This is a genomic window from Melittangium boletus DSM 14713 (assembly GCF_002305855.1).
In the GTDB taxonomy this organism is placed as follows: Bacteria; Myxococcota; Myxococcia; order Myxococcales; family Myxococcaceae; genus Cystobacter; species Cystobacter boletus.
Genome location: NZ_CP022163.1, coordinates 100,214 through 116,414, shown reverse-complemented (window position 1 = coordinate 116,414; position 16,201 = coordinate 100,214). Strand labels below are relative to the sequence as shown.

At 64.4% G+C, this 16,201-nt stretch carries 12 protein-coding genes and 5 tRNA genes; all 17 read left to right on the top strand.

The window, feature by feature from the left end; translation table 11 throughout:
* Positions 1-54: 54 nt before the first annotated feature.
* The 17 genes from MEBOL_RS00520 (at position 55) to rpoC (ending at position 15,974) form a co-directional block, all read left to right on the top strand.
* Entirely contained in the window at positions 55-504 is a 450-nt protein-coding gene (locus MEBOL_RS00520; protein WP_095975579.1) for a hypothetical protein, read from the top strand.
* Between the two features lie 3 nt (positions 505-507).
* Complete coding sequence (gene rlmB, locus MEBOL_RS00515) at positions 508-1,326, top strand: 23S rRNA (guanosine(2251)-2'-O)-methyltransferase RlmB (protein WP_095975578.1); 819 nt, start codon at positions 508-510, stop codon at positions 1,324-1,326.
* A 128-nt stretch (positions 1,327-1,454) separates the two neighbouring features.
* A tRNA-Thr gene (locus MEBOL_RS00510) sits at positions 1,455-1,527 on the top strand.
* 87 nt (positions 1,528-1,614) lie between these two features.
* Positions 1,615-1,697, top strand: a tRNA-Tyr gene (locus tag MEBOL_RS00505).
* 8 nt (positions 1,698-1,705) lie between these two features.
* Positions 1,706-1,781 (top strand) — tRNA-Gly (locus MEBOL_RS00500).
* Between the two features lie 22 nt (positions 1,782-1,803).
* Positions 1,804-1,879, top strand: a tRNA-Thr gene (locus tag MEBOL_RS00495).
* A gap of 19 nt (positions 1,880-1,898) precedes the next feature.
* Positions 1,899-3,089 (top strand): elongation factor Tu, encoded by a 1,191-nt coding sequence (gene tuf, locus MEBOL_RS00490; RefSeq protein ID WP_095975577.1) that lies wholly within the window; start codon positions 1,899-1,901, stop codon positions 3,087-3,089.
* Positions 3,090-3,187: 98 nt separating this feature from the next.
* On the top strand, positions 3,188-3,352 hold the full coding sequence (gene rpmG / locus MEBOL_RS00485) for a 50S ribosomal protein L33 (protein ID WP_071904109.1): 165 nt from the start codon (positions 3,188-3,190) through the stop codon (positions 3,350-3,352).
* 27 nt (positions 3,353-3,379) lie between these two features.
* A tRNA-Trp gene (locus tag MEBOL_RS00480) sits at positions 3,380-3,455 on the top strand.
* An 88-nt stretch (positions 3,456-3,543) separates the two neighbouring features.
* Positions 3,544-3,987, top strand: a complete 444-nt coding sequence (secE, locus tag MEBOL_RS00475) for a preprotein translocase subunit SecE (RefSeq protein ID WP_095975576.1) — start codon at positions 3,544-3,546, stop codon at positions 3,985-3,987.
* Positions 3,987-4,529, top strand: a complete 543-nt coding sequence (gene nusG, locus MEBOL_RS00470; RefSeq protein WP_095975575.1) for a transcription termination/antitermination protein NusG — start codon at positions 3,987-3,989, stop codon at positions 4,527-4,529. Before secE ends, nusG begins: the two co-directional genes overlap by 1 nt.
* Before the next feature lie 105 nt (positions 4,530-4,634).
* Positions 4,635-5,078: a 50S ribosomal protein L11 gene (gene rplK, locus MEBOL_RS00465; protein ID WP_095975574.1), complete on the top strand. Its 444-nt coding sequence runs from the start codon at positions 4,635-4,637 to the stop codon at positions 5,076-5,078.
* 43 nt (positions 5,079-5,121) lie between these two features.
* Positions 5,122-5,835: a 50S ribosomal protein L1 gene (rplA, locus tag MEBOL_RS00460; RefSeq protein WP_095975573.1), complete on the top strand. Its 714-nt coding sequence runs from the start codon at positions 5,122-5,124 to the stop codon at positions 5,833-5,835.
* A 417-nt stretch (positions 5,836-6,252) separates the two neighbouring features.
* Positions 6,253-6,774, top strand: a complete 522-nt coding sequence (rplJ, locus tag MEBOL_RS00455) for a 50S ribosomal protein L10 (RefSeq protein WP_095975572.1) — start codon at positions 6,253-6,255, stop codon at positions 6,772-6,774.
* 90 nt (positions 6,775-6,864) lie between these two features.
* On the top strand, positions 6,865-7,242 hold the full coding sequence (rplL, locus tag MEBOL_RS00450; RefSeq protein WP_095975571.1) for a 50S ribosomal protein L7/L12: 378 nt from the start codon (positions 6,865-6,867) through the stop codon (positions 7,240-7,242).
* 180 nt (positions 7,243-7,422) lie between these two features.
* The gene (gene rpoB, locus MEBOL_RS00445) at positions 7,423-11,652 is read left to right on the top strand and encodes a DNA-directed RNA polymerase subunit beta (RefSeq protein ID WP_095975570.1); all 4,230 of its coding nucleotides are present in this window, start codon (positions 7,423-7,425) and stop codon (positions 11,650-11,652) included.
* A 104-nt stretch (positions 11,653-11,756) separates the two neighbouring features.
* Complete coding sequence (gene rpoC / locus MEBOL_RS00440; protein WP_095975569.1) at positions 11,757-15,974, top strand: DNA-directed RNA polymerase subunit beta'; 4,218 nt, start codon at positions 11,757-11,759, stop codon at positions 15,972-15,974.
* The last annotated feature ends 227 nt before the right edge of the window (positions 15,975-16,201 follow it).

Here is a 16,201-nt window from a genome sequence, read left to right as displayed (position 1 = left end):
GGGTGGGAGGTGCGGTGATATAGGGGCGGTTCCGCATCTCGGAGGAAAAGCGCCATGCCCCACATCCGACACATCCCTTCCTTGGCCGCCGCGCTGCTGGCGCTTGCCTGCTCGCCGGTCCATGCCGAGGGACAGGTGGATCCGGCCACGCTCTACGAGCTGAGTACCGCGGGCTCCTCCACTCAAGTGAAGGCGGGGGGCTCGGGTGTGTTCGTGCTGTCCATCAAGAGCAAGCCGGGCGCGCATGTCTCCGACGAGGCGCCGTTGAAGCTGGAGCTCAAGGGCTCGGGAGTGGAACTGCCTCAGCAGAAGCTGGCCCTGAAGGACTCGGTGGCGAAGAAGGCCGAGGGCCAGGCCTTCGTGGATCCCCGCTTCGAGGTGCCATTCAAGGCCGACGCCGCGGGGAAGGGGCTGGTGGAGGCGAAGCTCACGTTCTTCATCTGCTCGGAGCAGTTGTGTGCCCGGCAGCAGAAGACGCTCTCCGTTCCGGTGGAGGTTCTCTAGCCCGTGGTACGCCAGCGTCCGTCGAAGGGGAGTGAGCGTGGAGGAGAGCGCGAGCGTGCCGAGCAGCGCTACGTGTACGGGGTGAACCCGGTCATGGAGTCGCTCCGGGCACACGCGGAGCGGGTGGAGAGGCTCTTCGTGACGGAGGGACAACTCGCCGCGAAGGCAGCGGCGGAGATCTTCAGCCGCGCCCGGGAAGCGGGAGTCCGAGTGGAACGGGTGCCTCGCGAGCGCCTGGCGAGTCTGGCGGATGGCGGCGTGCACCAGGGCGTGGTCGCCGAGCTGCGCGGCTTCGACTACGCGGACCTCTCGGACCTGATCGAGTCGGCCGCGGAGGGCGGGAGACCCCCCTTGTGGGTGGTGTTGGATGGCATCCAGGATCCGCACAATTTCGGAGCCATCATCCGCTCGGCGCATGCGCTGGGCGCGCATGGCATCGTCATCGCGAAGGACCGCGCGGTGCCCGTGACGGGGGTGGTGGCCAAGGCGTCAGCCGGCGCCGTGGAGCACTGTCCCATCGCCCGGGTGGTCAACCTGTCACGCGCCCTGGAGGAGTTGAAGGAGTCCGGCGTGTGGATCGCCGCGGCGGACCCCCACTCGAAAGAGCCCTTGTGGAGCGCCCGGCTCGACGGTCCCTTGGCGGTGGTGGTGGGAGCCGAGGGAGCGGGCGTACGCCCAGGCGTCCTGGAGCATTGTGACTTCCGCCTCCAGATTCCGATGCTCGGTCAGGTAGGCTCGCTGAATGCGTCTGTTTCGGCGGCGATTCTGCTATACGAGGCCGCCCGGCAACGGGGGACAGCGCGCCCGGTTGCTGGAAAGTAGACCGCCGGATGCAAACTGCTTGACTCGGGCGGCGGGGACTTCTAAAAGGGCGCGCCTCGACGGGGCCGGTAGACGGGTTCTGAGCGAGGCGGATGGGCGGGCAGGGGGCAGTTGCCGGAGTGCTGGACGCCGGTGTAGCTCAGTCGGTAGAGCAACTGATTTGTAATCAGTAGGTCGCGGGTTCAAGTCCCGCCGCCGGCCAAGCAGACGGGGCCGCGGATGAGGGCCCGGGACGAAGAAAGCAGTAGGAAGTTGCAGGGGTTGTGCGGTAGTTGAAGTGAGCGGTTCGGAGGGGTACCCAAGTGGCCAAAGGGAGCAGACTGTAAATCTGCCGGTTCACGCCTTCGTTGGTTCGAATCCAACCCCCTCCATCGGAATCGCGGGAATAGCTCAGTTGGTAGAGCGTCAGCCTTCCAAGCTGAATGTCGTGGGTTCGAATCCCATTTCCCGCTCCAGTTGTTGTAGGCGCACAGACAAGCCCTGATAGCTCAGTTGGCAGAGCGCATCCTTGGTAAGGATGAGGTCACCAGTTCAATCCTGGTTCAGGGCTCCATTTTTCGAGGAGCGTCGTAATGTCCAAGGAAAAGTTCGACAGAAGCTTGCCGCACGTCAACATTGGCACCATCGGCCACGTTGACCACGGCAAGACGTCCCTCACGGCGGCCATCACCAAGGTGCTGGCGAAGACCGGCGGCGCGACGTTCCTCGCGTACGACCAGATCGACAAGGCGCCGGAGGAGCGCGAGCGCGGAATCACGATTTCGACCGCGCACGTGGAGTACAAGACGAAGAACCGGCACTACGCGCACGTGGACTGCCCGGGACACGCCGACTACGTGAAGAACATGATCACGGGAGCGGCGCAGATGGACGGCGCGATCCTGGTGGTGTCGGCGGCGGACGGCCCGATGCCGCAGACGCGTGAGCACATCCTGCTGGCCAGGCAGGTGGGCGTGCCCTACATCGTGGTCTTCCTGAACAAGGTGGACCTGCTGGACGACCCCGAGCTGCGCGAGCTCGTGGAGATGGAAGTGCGCGACCTGCTCAAGAAGTACGAGTTCCCCGGGGACACGATTCCGATCGTGCCGGGCAGCGCGGTGAAGGCGCTGGAGGGAGACACGTCGGAGATTGGCGAGCCGGCGATCCTCAAGCTGATGGAGGCGGTGGACAGCTACATCCCCACGCCGCAGCGCGCCACGGACAAGCCCTTCCTGATGCCGGTGGAGGACGTGTTCTCCATCGCGGGCCGCGGAACGGTGGCCACGGGCCGCGTGGAGCGCGGAATCATCAAGGTAGGCGAGGAAGTGGAAGTGGTGGGACTGCGCGCCACGCAGAAGACGGTGGTGACGGGCGTGGAGATGTTCCGCAAGCTGCTGGACGAGGGCCGGGCGGGAGACAACATCGGAGCGCTGGTGCGTGGCCTCAAGCGTGAGGACATCGAGCGCGGCCAGGTCATCGCCAAGCCGGGCAGCATCACGCCGCACACGAAGTTCAAGGCGCAGATTTACGTGCTGTCGAAGGAGGAGGGTGGCCGTCACACGCCGTTCTTCAAGGGCTACCGGCCGCAGTTCTACTTCCGCACGACGGACGTGACGGGAACGGTGAAGCTGCCGGAGAACGTGGAGATGGTGATGCCGGGCGACAACATCGCGATCGAGGTGGAGCTGATCACCCCGGTGGCGATGGAGAAGGAGCTGCGCTTCGCCGTGCGTGAGGGTGGTCGTACCGTGGGCGCCGGCGTCGTCGCCGAGATCATCGCCTGATTGGCCGGTGGGCCTCGTGCCTGCCTCTCCAGTGAGTCAACCCCGAGGGGGGAAGCTGTTCCGCGCAGCTTTCCCCTCGTGTTTATCGAGTTCAAGCCATGCCCAAGGGTAACCGCAGCATCATTTCGCTCGAGTGCACGACCTGCAAGGAGCGGAACTACTACACGACCAAGAACAAGCGGAAGAGCCAGGACAAGCTCGAGTTGAGCAAGTACTGCCCCCGCGAGCGCAAGCATACCGTCCACAAGGAAGGTAAGGTCTAGGTCCGCTGTTGTAGCCCGGTGTTCTTTAGGCCAGTAGCTCCAACGGTAGAGCAGCGGTCTCCAAATCCGCGTGTTGGGGGTTCGAATCCCTCCTGGCCTGCCAGTTTTTCAGTTGCAGGGACCCCCGGTACCCACGTATCGGGGGTCCCTGTGTTTTGCGGTACCAGCTAGCATTCAGTCAGCGAGGAATCATGGCAGCGGCATCCGAAGCCAGCCAGCAGGCCAACCGCTCGGGGATGGACCCGAAGCGGCTCGTGGTCATCTTCTTCCTCATCGCGGGACTCATCTTCGCGTTCTTCCTGGAGCACGTCTGCGGCCTTGTCTGGGCCCGAGCCGGTTGGAGCGATCCCGACATCATCGAAGGCCTCGATTGGAAGGTCTCGACGCTGTTGGGCTTCGTACTCGCCATGGGCGTCGTGCTGGGCCTCTACTTCCACCCGAAGACGCACGCCGTCTCCCTGGATGTCGCCGCGGAATTGATGAAGGTGACCTGGCCGACCTGGGAAGAGACCAAGGCGTCCACCATGGCGGTCATCGTCGCATCGATCGTGGCGGCCATCCTCCTTTTCGGCATCGACACGCTCGCCTACAACCTCATGGTTGAGTGGATTCCTGCCATCTGGGGGAAGCTGTAATGGCGATGAAATGGTACGTGGTCCACACCTACTCGAACTTCGAGAACCAGGCGAAGAAGAGCCTGGAGGAGCGGATTCGTCTCGAGAACCTGCAGGATCTGTTTGGCGAGATCCTGATCCCCATGGAGCAGGTTGTCGAGATGGTGAAGGGGGAGAAGAAGACCTCTCGTCGTAAGTTCTTCCCGGGCTACATCTTCGTGCAGATGGAGCTGAATGATCGCTCCTGGCACCTGGTGAAGAACACGCCGAAGATCACCGGTTTTCCGGGCGCAGCCCAGAACGAGCAGCCCACGCCCATCTCGGATGCGGAGGTGGCCCGGCTCACCTCGCAGATCTCCGAGGGCACGCTCAAGCCCAAGCCCAAGGTGCAGTTCTCCGATGGCGACACCGTTCGGGTCATCGACGGACCGTTCGCCAACTTCAACGGCACCGTGGAAGAGGTCAACGCGGAAAAGGGTCGCGTGAAGGTGCTGGTCAGCATCTTCGGCCGCGCCACGCCGGTGGAACTCGATTTCATGCAGGTGGAGAAGACCACCGGCTAGCAGTCTTCCTCAGCCGCTCGCGCGCGCTGGGGATACCCAGGGTGGGAGGCTCGCTCCGTCAAGCGGTCCGCCATAACCACCGATTCGAAAGGCAGTCGTCAGCCGATGAAGAAGGTCACAGGACAGGTCAAGCTGCAGATTCCCGCCGGCAAGGCGAATCCCGCTCCCCCGATCGGCCCCGCGCTCGGTCAGCAGGGCGTGAACATCATGGAGTTCTGCAAGCAGTTCAACGCCAAGACCCAGGCGGAGGCCAAGGAAGGCCTCATCATCCCGGTCATCATCACCGTGTACCAGGATCGCTCTTTCACCTTCATCCTGAAGACGCCCCCCGCGGCCGTCCTCATCAAGAAGGCGGCGGGCCTGCACACCGAGAAGAAGAAGGGCTCGGGCGCCAAGAAGCCGGGCAAGGAGAAGGTGGGGCAGATCACCCAGAAGCAGCTCGAGGAGATCGCCAAGAAGAAGATCGACGACACCACGGCTGGCTCGCTGGAGGCCGCCAAGCGCACCATCGCTGGCACCGCGCGCTCCATGGGCATCGAAGTCGTCTAGCTCCTTCCACTCTCACTCCTTCGCATAGAAGAGGATTTTCCCAATGCCTCAGACCGGTAAGAAGTTCCGCGCTGCCGCCGAGAAGGTGGACCGCAACAAGCGTTACACTGTCGCCGAGGGCTTCCAGGCCCTCAAGCAGACCGCGGGCCTCCGCGGCACCAAGTTCGATCAGACCGTCGAGGTCGCGCTCAACCTGGGCGTGGACCCGAAGCACGCGGATCAGATGGTCCGTGGCGCCGTGGTTCTCCCCCACGGTACCGGCGCCACCGTGCGCGTCGCCGTGTTCGCCAAGGGCGAGCGCGCCACGGACGCCGAGAGCGCCGGCGCCGATGTCGTGGGCGGGGATGACCTGGCCAAGCGCATCGAGGGTGGCTTCCTCGATTTCGACACCGTCATCGCCACTCCGGACATGATGGGTGTGGTCGGTCGCCTCGGTAAGGTGCTGGGTCCTCGTGGCCTCATGCCCAACCCCAAGGTGGGCACGGTGACCATGGACGTGGCCAAGGCCGTCCGGGACGCCAAGGGTGGTAAGGTGGAGTTCCGCGCGGAGAAGGCGGGTATCGTGCACGCCAAGCTCGGCAAGGCCTCCTTCGCCCCGGAGAAGCTCCAGGAGAACTTCAACGCCCTGGTGGACCTGGTCATGAAGCTCAAGCCGGCCACCGCCAAGGGTGTGTATCTCAAGGGCATCGCCATCTCCGCGACCATGAGCCCGGGCATCAAGATCGACACCACCGAGATCCTCGCCCGTCACCGCTAGTCGCGGCTGGGGTAGAGGAGCATGTCGTACACACCGGGGCGCGGCCTTCCTGTTCGGGGCCCGCCCCGTTGTCCATCTGACACCCTTACAACAAAATTCGCTGGACGTTTGGCGAAGCCGCGGGTATAGCGCCCCGGCTTTTGCAATTGAAGCGCCACGTCGATGAGACACGGCGCTTCAGACATCCCTGGTCCCAGACAGCAGGGATCCGGAGTGGGGCTCCCGCCCTCCGTTGGCAACCGGGCAACCGGTCGGAGGCTGGAGGAACACCCTGGGTTCAAACGGCTCGTTCGGAGCTGCCCTGCCGAGACTGGAGGTGCGGTGTGGTGCCTCTCGAGGCTCCTCTCGCTCTGCCACCTTGGTGGCCCAGGTAATCCAGCCCGCCTTCGGGTGGGCGTCGTGAGGAGGTGAAACCAAGTGATCAAGAGCGAGAAGGAAGAACTCATCAAGGAACTCAACGAGAAGTTTTCGCGGGCTCAGACCGCGATCGTCGCTGAGTTTTCCAAGCTGAACGTGGAGACGGTCACCAAGCTGCGCAAGAAGTTCCGCGACGGCAAGGTGGACTACAAGGTTCTGAAGAACACGCTGGCCAAGCGCGCCGCCAAGGGGACCCCCGTGGAGGCGATCGCCGACGACTTCGTGGGCCCCGTGGCCATCGCCATCAGCTACGACGACGTCGTGGCTCCGGCGAAGATCCTCGTGGACTTCATCAAGGACCTGGAGACCATCAAGGTCCGTAGCGCCTCCGTGCAGGGCCGTCGCGTTGACTCCGAGGGCGTGAAGGCCCTGGCGAAGATGCCCGGTCTGCCCGAACTGCGCGCTCAGCTGCTCGGCATGCTCAACCAGCCCGCCGGCAAGCTCGTTCGCACCATCGCGGCCCCCGGCTCCCAGCTGGCCCGCGTGCTCCAGGCGAATGTGGACCAGCAGCAGCCCAAGTAATCGTCCCCAGAAGCAAAACCCACCGCAACCCCCGGTTCTTGCCTTCCAGAGGGAAGACGGACCGTTACAAGTTGAAAGAAGGACATCGAAATGGCTGACCTGAACGCGATTGTTGAGCAGCTCTCCACCCTGACGGTCATGGAGGCCGCCGAGCTGGTGAAGCAGCTCGAGACCAAGTGGGGCGTCTCCGCCGCCGCCGTCGCCGTGGCCGCTGGCCCGGCCGCTGGTGGCGCCGCCGCCGCTCCGGTCGAGGAGAAGACGGAGTTCAACGTCATCCTGGCCAACGCCGGGGCGAACAAGATCAACGTCATCAAGGAGATCCGCGCGATCACCGGCCTGGGCCTGAAGGAGGCCAAGGACCTGGTCGAGGGCGCTCCCAAGCCGGTGAAGGAGGGCGTCAACAAGGACGACGCCAAGAAGATCAAGGACCAGCTCGTTGCCGCTGGCGCCACTGTCGAGATCAAGTAGTCGCGTCTTTGGGTAGGTGCCGGGTTTCGGGAAATTCCCGGCGCCTCCTGCCCGGTTGAGCAGGCCGGCGTGCCCAGAAAGGGTGCGCCGGCTTTGCCCTTTCCGTATCTCTAAATTTCCCGCTGCCGCTGCGCGTTATCCGAGCTCGTCCCGCCCGAGCTTGCTCGCCCCGGAGTTTGAATGCCGACGCAGATCCAGAACAACTTCCGAGTGCGGAAGACCTTCGCGAAGATCGCGAAGACCATCGACATTCCCAACCTCATCAACATCCAGAAGCAGTCTTACGAGAAGTTCCTCCAGGCGGATATTCCGCCCGAGAAGCGTGAGGACCTCGGACTGCAGGGAGTTTTCAAGTCGGTCTTCCCCATCCGCGACTTCAATGAGACGTCCTCGTTGGAGTTCGTGAGCTACCACCTCGAGAAGCCCAAGTACGACGTCGATGAGTGCCACCAGCGTGGCATGACCTATTCGGCACCCATCAAGGTCGTCGTGCGCCTGGTCGTGTGGGACAAGGACGAGGAGACAGGCGCCCAGTCCATCCGTGACGTGAAGGAGCAGGAGGTCTACTTCGGCGAAATCCCGCTGATGACCCAGAACGGCACCTTCATCATCAACGGAACCGAGCGCGTGGTGGTCAGCCAGCTGCACCGCAGCCCGGGTGCCTTCTTCGACCACGACAAGGGCAAGAGCCACTCGTCTGGCAAGCTGCTCTACAACGCCCGCATCATCCCGTACCGCGGCTCGTGGATCGACTTCGAGTTCGACCACAAGGACATCCTGTACGTCCGCATCGACCGGCGCCGCAAGCTGCCGGCCACGGTGCTCATCCGCGCCCTGGGCGCGGTGTCCGACACCGCCAAGAAGAATCCTCTGGAGTTCCGTGGCTCCACCGAGGAGATGCTCAACTACTACTACGCCACGGAGACCATCTACCTCCAGAGCAACGTCGACTTCGAGAAGTCGGTGGAGCTGGAGCTGTTGCCCGGTCAGCGCGCCACGCGCGACATCAAGACGAAGACGGGCGACATCATCGTCAAGAAGAACCGCAAGTTCACCCGCGCCGCCATCAAGAAGCTCGAGGCGGCCAAGATGAAGACGCTCCCCATCGACGCGGACGAGCTCTTCACCAAGGTGTCCGCCTACGACGTGGTGGACGAGAACACCGGTGAGGTCATCCTCGAGTGCAACGAGGAGGTCTCGCAGGAGAAGGTCGACGAGCTCCTCAAGCGCGACATCAAGGAGTTCAAGGTCCTCTTCATCGACAACCTCAACGTGGGTCCCTACCTGCGTGAGACGTTGATGCTGGACAAGATCGAGACGCCCGAGCAGGCGATCATGGAGATCTACCGGCGCCTGCGCCCGGGTGATCCGCCGACGCCCGAGACGGCCACCAACCTGTTCAGCAACCTGTTCTTCAACCCCGAGCGCTACGACCTGTCCAAGGTCGGCCGCCTCAAGCTGAACTTCAAGTTCGGTCTCGAGGAGCCGCTCGACGGGCAGATCCTCACCAAGCGCGACATCCTCGAGGTCATCCGCTACCTGGTGGACCTCAAGAACGGCAAGGGAGTGATCGATGACATCGATCACCTCGGCAACCGTCGCGTCCGCGCCGTGGGTGAGCTGCTGGAGAACCAGTACCGCATCGGTCTGGTGCGCATGGAGCGGGCGATCAAGGAGCGCATGAGCCTCCAGGAGATCGAGACGCTCATGCCTCACGATCTCATCAACGCCAAGCCCGTGACCGCGGTCATCAAGGAGTTCTTCGGGTCCAGCCAGCTGTCGCAGTTCATGGATCAGACGAACCCGCTGTCCGAGGTGACCCACAAGCGGCGTCTGTCCGCCCTGGGGCCCGGCGGCCTCACCCGCGAGCGCGCGGGCTTCGAGGTGCGCGACGTGCACCCGACGCACTACGGCCGCATCTGCCCCATCGAGACGCCGGAAGGCCCGAACATCGGCCTCATCGCGTCGCTGTCCACCTACGCTCGCGTCAACGAGTTCGGCTTCGTCGAGACGCCGTACAAGAAGGTGGAGGCCGGCACGGTCACCGGTGACGTGGCCTTCTACTCCGCGCTCGAGGAGGAGAAGCACACCATCGCCCAGGCCAACGCCGAGGCGGACGAGAAGGGCAAGTTCGTCAACCCCCTCGTGCAGGCTCGCCGCAGCGGCGAGTTCGTCCAGTCCAAGGCCGAGGACGTGGACCTGATGGACGTGTCGCCCAACCAGCTCGTGTCCGTGGCCGCCTCGCTCATCCCGTTCCTCGAGAACGACGACGCGAACCGCGCGCTCATGGGTTCGAACATGCAGCGCCAGGCGGTTCCGCTGCTGCGCACCGCGGCCCCGCTCGTGGGCACCGGCATCGAGGCGATCGTCGCCCGTGACTCCGGCGTCACCTGCGTGGCCCGTCGTGACGGCATCGTGGAGAGCGTGGACGCCGGCCGCATCGTGGTGAAGGCCGACTCCGCCGCGGGTGCCTTCGACATCTCCAGCGAAGTCGACATCTACAACCTGCTCAAGTACCAGCGCTCCAACCAGAACACGTGCCTCAACCAGAAGCCCATCGTTCGCAAGGGCGACCGGGTGAACAAGGGTGACGTGATCGCGGACGGACCCGCCACCGAGACGGGTGAGCTCGCGCTCGGCCAGAACGTGGTCGTCGCGTTCATGCCGTGGCAGGGCTACAACTTCGAGGACTCCATCCTCATCTCCGAGCGCATCCTCAAGGAGGACGTCTTCACGTCCATCCACATCGAGGAGTTCGAGTGCATCGCGCGCGACACCAAGCTCGGCAAGGAGGAGATCACCCGCGACATCCCGAACGTGGGTGAGGAAGCCCTCAAGGACCTGGACGAGAGCGGCATCATCCGCATCGGCGCCGAGGTGAAGCCCGGCGACGTGCTGGTCGGCAAGATCACTCCCAAGGGCGAGACCCAGCTCTCCCCGGAAGAGAAGCTGCTGCGCGCCATCTTCGGTGAGAAGGCCGGCGACGTGCGCGACAGCTCGCTGCGCGTGCCCCCGGGCGTCGTGGGCACCGTCATCAACGCCAAGGTGTTCAGCCGCAAGGGCGTCGAGAAGGACGAGCGCGCCAAGCAGATCGAGTCGATGGAGGAGGCCAAGCTCCTCAAGGACCAGAACGACGAGATCAAGGTCCTGCGCGACAGCGCCTACAACCGCATCCGCACCATGCTCCGGACGAAGGAAATCCAGGGCAAGCTCGTGGATGACAAGGGCAAGATCCTCCTGAAGAAGGGGGACATCGTCAGCGACGAGCTCCTGGCCACCGTGCCCTACAAGTACTGGACGGAGATCTCCGTCGGGGACGCGCTCGACGGCAAGCTGCGCGACATCCTGCGCAACCTGGAGGAGACCACCGAGGCCGTGAAGCTGGCCTTCGGCGAGAAGATCGCCCGCATCAAGAAGGGCGACGAGCTCCCGCCGGGCGTCATCAAGATGGTGAAGGTGTACGTCGCCATCAAGCGCAAGCTGGCCGTGGGCGACAAGATGGCCGGCCGCCACGGAAACAAGGGCGTGGTCTCGCGCGTGCTGCCCGAGGAGGACCTGCCGTTCCTCGAGGACGGTCGTCCCGTGGACATCGTGCTCAACCCGCTGGGCGTGCCCTCGCGCATGAACATCGGGCAGATCCTCGAGACGCACCTGGGCTGGGCCGCCAAGGGCGTGGGCGAGCAGTTGCAGCGCTACATCGAGGAGAACTACAGCGGCGAGAACCTCAAGAAGCAGCTGAAGACCGTCTACGACGACGCGGCCTTCGGCAGGTTCGTGGACGGCCTGTCCGACGAAGAGGTCAAGAGCCTGATCCAGCGCCTCAAGAAGGGCATCCATGTCGCCACGCCGGTGTTCGATGGCGCGCGCGAGACGGAGATCCACTCGCTCTTCGACGAGGCCCGCCTGCCGCGTACCGGCCAGATGGTGCTCTTCGACGGCCGCACCGGTGAGCCGTTCGACCAGAACGTCACCGTGGGCGTCATGTACATGCTCAAGCTGCACCACCTGGTGGACGAGAAGATCCACGCCCGTTCCATCGGGCCCTACTCGCTCGTCACCCAGCAGCCCCTGGGCGGCAAGGCGCAGTTCGGCGGTCAGCGTCTGGGAGAGATGGAAGTCTGGGCGATGGAGGCCTACGGCGCCGCGTACACCCTGCAGGAGTTCCTCACCGTCAAGTCCGACGACGTGGTGGGCCGTACGCGCATGTACGAGGCCATCGTCAAGGGCGACAACGTGCTCGAGTCCGGCCTGCCCGAGTCGTTCAACGTGCTGCTCAAGGAACTCCAGTCGCTCGCCCTGGACGTGGAACTCCTGGAGAGCGCTCCGCCCGAGCGTCAGCGTTCGTTCTCGGGTGACTTCGGTGGCGGCAGCGACGGCGACGACCGGGTGAAGACCGGCACGGAAGCCTGAGTCAGCGTGCCTTCCCCCCGGCGCCCGCTCCCTGAGCGGGCGGGCGCTGGCGGGTAGGCGAAACGAATTAGCGCTCAAGCGCTCAAAAGACGTTCGGAGGCAACGTGAAGGACATTTTCAACTTCTTCGAGAAGCCGAAGGATCCGCTCTCGTTCAACGCCATCCGCATCGCGCTGGCGTCGCCGGACAAGATCCGCCAGTGGTCGCACGGCGAGGTGAAGAAGCCCGAGACGATCAACTACCGGACCTTCAAGCCGGAGCGGGACGGCCTGTTCTGTGCCCGCATCTTCGGCCCGGTGAAGGACTACGAGTGCAACTGCGGCAAGTACAAGCGCATGAAGCACCGCGGCGTCGTGTGCGAGAAGTGCGGCGTGGAGGTCATCCAGTCCAAGGTGCGCCGTGAGCGCCTGGGCCACATCACGCTCGCCACGCCCGTGGCCCACATCTGGTTCCTCAAGTCGCTGCCCTCGCGCATCGGCAACCTGCTCGACATCACGCTCAAGGAGCTCGAGAAGGTTCTCTACTGCGAGAGCTACATCATCATCGATCCCAAGGCGACGCCGCTGACCAAGGGTGAGCTCGTCAGCGAGGAGAAGCTCCACCGGCTCTACGAGGAGCACGGCGAGGAGTCCTTCTCCGCGGGCATGGGCGGTGAGGCCGTGCGCGAGATGCTCAAGTCCCTGGACGTCATCCGTCTGTCCGAGGACCTGCGCCGCGACATGCGCGAGACCAACTCGGAGGCCAAGAAGAAGAAGTACGCCAAGCGGCTCAAGGTGGCCGAGGCCTTCCGCATGTCGGGCAACAAGCCCGAGTGGATGATGCTGGACGTCATCCCCGTCATCCCGCCGGATCTGCGCCCCCTCGTCCCCTTGGACGGCGGCCGCTTCGCGACCTCGGACCTCAACGACCTGTACCGCCGCGTCATCAACCGCAACAACCGCCTCAAGCGGCTGCAGGAGCTCAACGCGCCGGACATCATCATCCGCAACGAGAAGCGGATGCTCCAGGAGGCCGTCGACGCGCTGTTCGACAACGGCCGCCGCGGCAAGACGATCACCGGCCCGAACAAGCGGCCGCTCAAGTCGCTCTCCGACATGCTCAAGGGCAAGCAGGGCCGGTTCCGTCAGAACCTGCTCGGCAAGCGCGTGGACTACTCGGGCCGCTCCGTCATCGTGGTGGGTCCCGAGCTGCGCCTGCACCAGTGCGGTCTGCCCAAGATCATGGCGCTCGAGCTCTTCAAGCCGTTCATCTACAACAAGCTCGAAGAGAAGGGCTACGTCACCACCATCAAGAGCGCCAAGAAGATGGTGGAGAAGGAGCGTCCCGAGGTCTGGGACATCCTCGAGGACGTGATCCGCGAGCACCCGGTGCTCCTCAACCGCGCGCCCACGCTGCACCGCCTGGGCATGCAGGCCTTCGAGCCCGTCCTCATCGAGGGCAAGGCCATCCAGCTGCACCCGCTCGTGTGCGCCGCCTTCAACGCGGACTTCGACGGTGACCAGATGGCCGTCCACGTGCCGCTGTCCATCGAGGCCCAGATGGAAGCGCGCGTGCTGATGATGTCGACGAACAACATCCTCAGCCCCGCCAACGGCAAGCCCATCATCGTCCCCACGCAGGACATGGTGCTCGGCATCTACTACATGACGCGCGCCCGTGAGTTCGCCCACGGCGAGGGCCGCGTGTTCGCCTCGCCGGACGAGGTGCGCGCCGCCTACGACCATGGCGAGGTGCACCTGCAGGCGAAGATCGTCTGCCGCATCCTCGGCAAGCGCAAGGAGACCACCGTCGGCCGCGTCCTGCTCTGGGACATCGTGCCGCGCAAGGTGGGCTTCGATGCCATCAACAAGGTGCTCGACAAGAAGTCGCTCGGTGGCCTCATCGACCTCTGCTACCGCCTCACCGGCGAGAAGGAGACGGTGCTGCTGGCCGACCGCATCCGCAGCCTCGGCTACACCAACGCGACCCGGGCCGGTATCTCCATCGCGCTCAAGGACATGATCATCCCTGCGAAGAAGCAGGAGTTCCTGGACTACGCGCGCAAGGAGGTGTCGGAGATCGAGAACCAGTACCTCGAGGGTCTCATCACCGACGGCGAGCGCTACAACAAGGTCATCGATATCTGGGCGGAGATCACCGAGAAGGTGGCCGCCGAGATGATGCAGCAGATCTCGCAGGAAGAGGCCACGGGCGAGCGGGATGGCAAGAAGGAGACGCGCAAGCAGCCGTCCTTCAACCCCATCTACATCATGGCCGACTCCGGTGCCCGCGGCAGCGCCCAGCAGATCCGCCAGCTGGCAGGTATGCGTGGCCTCATGGCCAAGCCGTCCGGTGAAATCATCGAGACGCCCATCACGGCGAACTTCCGTGAAGGCCTCTCCGTGCTCCAGTACTTCATCTCCACCCACGGCGCCCGCAAGGGTCTGGCGGACACGGCCCTCAAGACGGCCAACTCCGGCTACCTCACCCGCCGTCTCGTCGACGTGGCCCAGGACGCCATCATCAACGAGTACGATTGCGGCACCATGGACGGCCTGTTCATCGGCGCCCTCGTCGAGGGCGGTGAGATCATCGAGGCGCTCGGCGAGCGCATCCTCGGCCGCGTGGCCCTGGATGACATCCTCGATCCGGTGACCAATGACGTGCTCGTGCGCGCCAACGAGGAGATCGACGAGGACCGCGTCAAGAAGATCGAGAACAGCGGCCTCGATAAGGTGAAGATCCGCTCGGTGCTCACCTGCCAGGCCAAGCGCGGCATCTGCGTGGAGTGCTACGGCCGTGATCTGGCGCGTGGCCGCAAGGTGTCCGTCGGCGAGGCCGTGGGCGTCATCGCGGCGCAGTCCATCGGCGAGCCGGGTACCCAGCTCACGATGCGCACCTTCCACATCGGTGGCGCGGCGCAGCGGCGCGCCGAGCAGTCGAGCCTCGAGAACCGCAACTCCGGTACGGTGAAGTTCTCGGGCCTCAACACGGTGCAGAGGAAGGACGGCAGCCTCGTGGCCATGAACCGCAACGGCGAACTCGTCATCGTCGACGAGAGCGGCCGTGAGCGCGAGCGCTACCAGGTCATCTACGGCGCCCGCATCCTCGTGAAGGAAGGGCAGAAGCTCGAGTCCAGCACGCTGCTGGCCGAGTGGGATCCGTTCGCCATTCCGCTGCTCACCGAGGTGGGCGGTATCGTGCGCTTCGAGGACATCATCGAAGGCGTCACGATGAACGAGTCGCTGGACGAGGTCACCGGGCTCACCCGGAAGACGGTCATCGAGTCCAAGGACCCCGACGCCCGTCCGCACATCACGCTGCGCGACGAGCAGGGCAACCTCAAGGACCTGGTGTCCTCCAAGGGCCAGGCGAGCTACTTCCTGCCGCAGGGCTCCATCATCACCGTCAACGACGGCGATGAGATCCACGCGGGCGAGGTCATCGCCAAGGTGCCGCGCGAGACCACGAAGACCAAGGACATCACGGGCGGTCTGCCCCGTGTGGCCGAGCTCTTCGAGGCGCGCAAGCCCAAGGACGCCGCGTCCATCGCCGAGATCGACGGCGTGGTCTCCTTCGGCAAGGACACCAAGGGCAAGCGCAAGCTCATCATCACCCCCGAGGTGGGCGGCGAGCTGCGCACGGACCTCGCCAAGGAGTACCTGATCTCCAAGGGCAAGAACATCAGCGTGCACGCCGGCGATCGCGTCAAGGCGGGCGAGGCGCTGATGGACGGCTCGGCCAACCCGCACGACATCCTCAAGGTGCTCGGCGAGAAGGCGCTCGCGGGCTACCTCGTGGATGAGGTCCAGGAGGTCTACCGGCTGCAGGGCGTGAAGATCAACGACAAGCACATCGAGGTGATCGTGCGCCAGATGCTGCGGCGCGTGCGCGTCACCGACGTGGGCGACACCAGCTTCCTCGTCGACGAGCAGGTCGAGAAGTGGGTGTTCGAGGAGGAGAACGAGAAGGTCATGGCCAATGGCCAGCGCCCGGGTGTCGGCGAGCCGCTGCTGCTCGGCATCACCAAGGCCTCGCTCTCCACCGAGTCGTTCATCTCGGCGTCCTCCTTCCAGGAGACCACCAAGGTGCTCACCGAGGCCGCCATCAACGGCAAGGTGGACTACCTGCGCGGTCTCAAGGAGAACGTCATCATGGGCCGCCTCATCCCCGCCGGTACGGGTCTGCCCAACTACAAGCACCTCGACATCGAGGTGGAAAGCCCCGCGGACGAGATCTCCGAGATGGAGGCCGCCTTGGCCGCCACTCACGGCGACGATGTGCTGCCCGCGCTGTCCTCCGGTGGCCGCTCCGAGGGTTCCCAGAGCAGCGGGGCCGCGTAGTCGTCACCCCGAGCGGTTGGGTTGAGTCGTGCACAAGCCGTCACTCCCTTTCCGGGGGTGGCGGCTTTTCTTATGTGTTCCGGGGATTTTACTACTTGACTGCTGATACCTGCTGAACTACGTAAAATAACCGTGGAGCTCGACCTGGGGGGCCCGGGCGAACATCCAGCAGTGAGCGCCGGGAGCAGGTGGGCGAGCGTGGGCGGCGTTTCTTCCGATCGTGGGCA

Bases quoted from the DNA above. Each gene is read 5' to 3' on its own strand.
- MEBOL_RS00520 (WP_095975579.1), top strand. From the start codon at position 55: ATGCCCCACATCCGACACATCCCTTCCTTGGCCGCCGCGCTGCTGGCG.
- tuf (WP_095975577.1), top strand. From the start codon at position 1,899: ATGTCCAAGGAAAAGTTCGACAGAAGCTTGCCGCACGTCAACATTGGC.
- rpmG (WP_071904109.1), top strand. From the start codon at position 3,188: ATGCCCAAGGGTAACCGCAGCATCATTTCGCTCGAGTGCACGACCTGC.
- secE (WP_095975576.1), top strand. From the start codon at position 3,544: ATGGCAGCGGCATCCGAAGCCAGCCAGCAGGCCAACCGCTCGGGGATG.
- nusG (WP_095975575.1), top strand. From the start codon at position 3,987: ATGGCGATGAAATGGTACGTGGTCCACACCTACTCGAACTTCGAGAAC.
- rplK (WP_095975574.1), top strand. From the start codon at position 4,635: ATGAAGAAGGTCACAGGACAGGTCAAGCTGCAGATTCCCGCCGGCAAG.
- rplA (WP_095975573.1), top strand. From the start codon at position 5,122: ATGCCTCAGACCGGTAAGAAGTTCCGCGCTGCCGCCGAGAAGGTGGAC.
- rplL (WP_095975571.1), top strand. From the start codon at position 6,865: ATGGCTGACCTGAACGCGATTGTTGAGCAGCTCTCCACCCTGACGGTC.
- rpoB (WP_095975570.1), top strand. From the start codon at position 7,423: ATGCCGACGCAGATCCAGAACAACTTCCGAGTGCGGAAGACCTTCGCG.